Annotated in this window: 4 protein-coding genes; 2 read left to right on the forward strand and 2 right to left on the reverse strand. The window is 74.9% G+C overall.

The genetic code is table 11. The features are described 5' to 3' along the window. Both CCN72_RS31635 and lnt read left to right on the forward strand, forming a co-directional pair. Positions 1 to 402, forward strand: a 402-nt coding sequence (locus CCN72_RS31635; RefSeq protein ID WP_107430203.1) for a nuclear transport factor 2 family protein, incomplete at its 5' end; no start/stop codon positions are given. 154 nt (positions 403 to 556) lie between these two features. Further along, positions 557 to 2,131, forward strand: a complete 1,575-nt coding sequence (gene lnt, locus CCN72_RS31640; RefSeq protein ID WP_086811591.1) for an apolipoprotein N-acyltransferase — start codon at positions 557 to 559, stop codon at positions 2,129 to 2,131. Here the strand turns inward: lnt and CCN72_RS31645 are convergent. Next, a complete protein-coding gene (locus CCN72_RS31645) occupies positions 2,049 to 2,960 on the reverse strand; it encodes a Gfo/Idh/MocA family protein (RefSeq protein ID WP_086811592.1) in 912 nt (303 codons plus the stop codon). The two genes, lnt and CCN72_RS31645, sit on opposite strands and share 83 nt — an antisense overlap. Further along, a partial coding sequence (locus CCN72_RS31650) for an FAD-dependent monooxygenase (protein ID WP_086811594.1) occupies positions 2,957 to 4,076 on the reverse strand: 1,120 nt, incomplete at its 5' end. The genes CCN72_RS31650 and CCN72_RS31645, both read right to left, overlap by 4 nt.

Raw genomic sequence — 4,076 nt, forward strand, 5'->3', positions numbered from 1 at the left:
GTCACCGCGTACGCGGTGACGGTGGACGACGGTGACTGGACGGCGTACCCGGGCCTGTTCACGCCCGGAGGGAGGGCCGATTACCGTTCGTCCGGGGGGATCGAGGGCGAGGCCGGGCAGGTCGCCGGGTGGCTCGCGGAGAACCTGGCGCGGTTCGCCGTACGGCAGCATCTGATCGTCAACCGGCGGGTGCGGTTCGGAATCCTGGAGCATGACACCGGGGACACCGCGCGGGTGCGGGCCGACTATTTCAACCCGATGCGCCGCACCGAGGGGGACGGCCCGGCGGCGCCGGACCTGGAGTGCGGCGGGCGGTACGACTTCGGGCTGCTGCGCACGCGCGAGGGCTGGCGGATCGGCGAGGTGGTGGCCACGGAGAAGTGGCGGAGGACGGCGCGGTGAGGTCTGAAGCGGGGGCATGCGGGCAGAGGGGACCGGGAGGGTGACCGTCGGCTGAGTGGTGACGCCCCGAGCGGGTACCAAAGGGGCCACCAGGCCCCCTGTCGTAGATCGCTTGCGGCGCGCACACTGGAGCCCTGGGGTAGGGAGGCTCCGTATGACGACGTCCGAGCGCTGGCTGACCTCCCCCTGGCGGCGCTCCGCCGTCGTCGCCCTCGCGGGTGCCCTGCCCGTGCTGGCGTTCCCGGCGCCCTCGCTGTGGTGGTTCGCGTACGTCGCCCTGGTCCCGTGGCTGTTGCTGGCCCGCTCGGCGCCGACCGGGCGGCGGGCGGCGTACGACGGCTGGTGCGGCGGCTTCGGATATCTGGTCGCGGTGCACCACTGGCTGCTGCCGAGCCTGCATGTCTTCATCTTCCTGATCGGCGCGCTGCTCGGGCTGCTCTGGATGCCCTGGGGCTGGCTGGTGCGCCGGTATCTGGGCGGCACCCCCTCCCCCGGCCGATGCGCCGTCGCCCTCCTCGTACTGCCCTCGGGCTGGCTGCTGGTGGAGCTGGTCCGCTCCTGGCAGGGGCTCGGCGGACCCTGGGGCATCCTGGGCGCCAGCCAGTGGCAGGTGGCACCGGCACTGCGGCTGGCCTCGGTCGGCGGGGTGTGGCTGCTGAGCTTCCTGGTGGTCGCCGTGAACGTGGCGGCGGCCGTGCTGATCGCGGTGCGCGGGGCGCGGATGCCCGCGGTGGCCACGCTCCTCGCCACCGCCGCCGCGACCACCGCCGCCTGGGCATGGGCACCCCGGCCGGAGATCGACGGCGCGACGCGGATCGCCGTCGTACAGCCGGGCGTCGTGGCCGGGCGGGACAGCCCGGAGGTCCGTTTCGACCGGGAGGAACAGCTGACCCGGCGGCTCGTCGGGCAGAACGTCGACCTGGTGGTGTGGGGCGAGTCCAGCGTCGGCTACGACCTCGCCGACCGCCCCGATCTGTCCCGGCGGATCGCCGCGCTCTCCCGCGCGACCGGCGCCGACGTCCTGGTGAACGTGGACGCCCGCCGCTCCGACCGGCCCGGGATCTACAAGAGTTCGGTGCTGATCGGCCCGAACGGCCCGACCGGCGACCGGTACGACAAGATGCGTCTCGTGCCGTTCGGCGAGTACATACCCGCCCGTTCCGTGCTCGGCTGGGCCACCTCGGTGGGCAAGGCGGCCGGCGAGGACCGCAGGCGCGGCACCGAACAGGTCGTGATGAACGTGGGGCACGGACTGCGGATCGGCCCGCTGATCTGCTTCGAGACCGCGTTCCCCGACATGAGCCGGCATCTCGCCGAGGACGGCGCGGACGTGCTCCTCGGGCAGTCCTCCACCTCCACCTTCCAGCACAGCTGGGCGCCGGAGCAGCACGCCTCGCTGGCCGCGCTGCGCGCCGCCGAGACCGGCCGCCCGATGGTGCACGCGACCCTCACCGGCGTCTCCGCCGTGTACGGGCCCGGCGGCCGGCGGCTCGGCCCCTGGCTGGGGACCGACGCGAGCACCGCACGCGTGTACGACGTACCGCTGGCGCACGGCATCACGCCGTACGTCCGCTACGGGGACTGGCCGGTACACGTCGCGCTGCTGGTGCTGGCCGCGCTGTGCGCCGGCGAGGGCGTCCGGGCGCTCAGGCCCCGCCGGGGAGGTCCTGAACCGCTCGTACCACCCGCTCGCACAGCTCATGGGTCGCCAGCGCGTCCCGGGCGCTGAGCAGCCGCCCGGCGCGCACCGCGTCGACGAAGGTGTGGACGGCCTGTTCGATGCCGCGCTGCCGGGCCACCGGCACCCAGTCGCCGCGCCGGCGCAGGGTCGGCTGGCCCTTGTGGTCGATCACCTCGGCGAGGTTGAGCACCTGGCGCTTGGTGTCCTGCCCGGAGACCTCCAGGATCTCCTCCGTCGAGCCGCTGAGCCGGTTCATCACGCCCAGCGCGGTGAAACCGTCGCCCGCGAGCTGGAGCACCACATGGTGCAGCAGCCCGTCCCGGACCCGCCCGCGGACCGTGATGTCGTCGACCGGGCCCGGTGCCAGGAAGCGCAGGGTGTCGACGACATGCACGAAGTCGTCCAGGATCATCGAGCGGGGCTCCTCGGGCAGCCCGACCCGGTTCTTCTGGAGCAGGATCAGCTCGCGCGGGTGCTCCAGGCACTGCGCGTACCCGGGGGCGTAGCGCCGGTTGAAGCCGACGAAGAGGGAGACGCCGCGCTCCTCGGCCAGCTCCACCAGCCGCTCGGAGTCGGCCAGTTCGAAGGCGAGCGGCTTGTCGACGTACGTCGGGACGCCCGCCGTCAGCAGCCGGCTGACGATCTCCGGGTGAGCGGCGGTGGGCGCGTGCACGAAGGCCGCGTCGAGCCCGGCGGCGAGCAGCGAGTCGAGGCTCGGGTGCCGCTGTCCGGCGGGCAGGTGCAGCCCGTCGGCGACCCGGGCGAGGGTGGCGGGGGTGCGGGTGTGCAGATGGAGGTCGACCCCGGGCAGCGCACCCAGCACCGGCAGATACGCCTTCTGCGCGATGTCCCCGAGTCCGATGCAGCCGACCTTCACGTCTCTCTCCCCTGCGGCTCGCCCAGCTGTACGTCCCCGGCAGCATACGGGGGCCGCCAGTCGGCGATGCCGTCGAATCCGCGCAGGAAGAGGGCGGGGCCGAGCCTGGACAGGGCGGTCATCGCGGTGTCCCGGACGGCGACGGCGGCGCGGCCGCCCGCCATGTTGACGCGGGCGATCCGGACGGCCTGGCGGGCGACGGCGGTCGTGCGCGGGAGCCGGGCGGCGGTGTAGGCGGCGAGGTCACGGGCGTGGTGGGCGAGGACGACGGCGTCCTCGACGGCCTGGTTGCCGCCCTGGCCGAGGGTGGGCGGCATGGCGTGCGCGGCGTCGCCGAGGAGTGCGACCCGGCCCGCGTGGTAGGCGGGCGGCGGGGTCGCGAGGTGATGGACGTCGTGCCGCAGGACGTCCTCGGGGCGGGTGGCGGCCAGCACGGCGGGGACGGGGTGGTGCCAATCGCCGTAGCGGCGCAGGAGTTCGGCGCGTTCGTCGTCCGGGGCCCCGCCGCCCGCCGGGGTGACGGCCGCCGCGTAGGCGTACACCCGGCCGTCGTGGAGCGGATGCGTCCCCCACAGCCGGCCCCGCCCCCAGGTCTCATGGGAGGCGAACGCGACCCCGGGCAGCGGGATCAGGACCCGCCAGGTGGTGAACCCGGCGTACACCGGCCCGGGGTGCTCGGGGAACAGGGCCGTGCGGACACGGGAGTTGACGCCGTCCGCGCCGACGACCAGCTCGGCCTCCAGTTCTTCGTGGGCGGTGGGACCGCCGGCGTCGGCGGGCCCGCAGCGCACCCGCGCGGGCCGCCCGCCGTCGCCCGGATCGACGACGGTCGCCACGGTCCCCGTGCGCACACCGCCGGGCGGAAGCAGTGCCGCCAGGCGGTCGATCAGGGTGGCCCGGGGCAGCAGGACCAGGGGGTCGCCGAAGCGGGCGGTCGCGGCGGCGGCGTCGCCGCGGGAGAGCCAGCGGCCCGAGGGGGTGCGCAGTCCGCCGTCGCCCTGCCAGGCGGCCAGCTCGCGGATCTCGTCGCCGATGCCGAGGACGTCCAGGGCGCGCAGCGCGTTCGGGGCGAGGGAGATCGCGGCACCGGCCGGCGCCAGGGAGCGGGCCCGCTCC

This window comes from Streptomyces murinus (assembly GCF_002154555.1).
GTDB lineage: Bacteria > Actinomycetota > Actinomycetes > Streptomycetales > Streptomycetaceae > Streptomyces > Streptomyces murinus.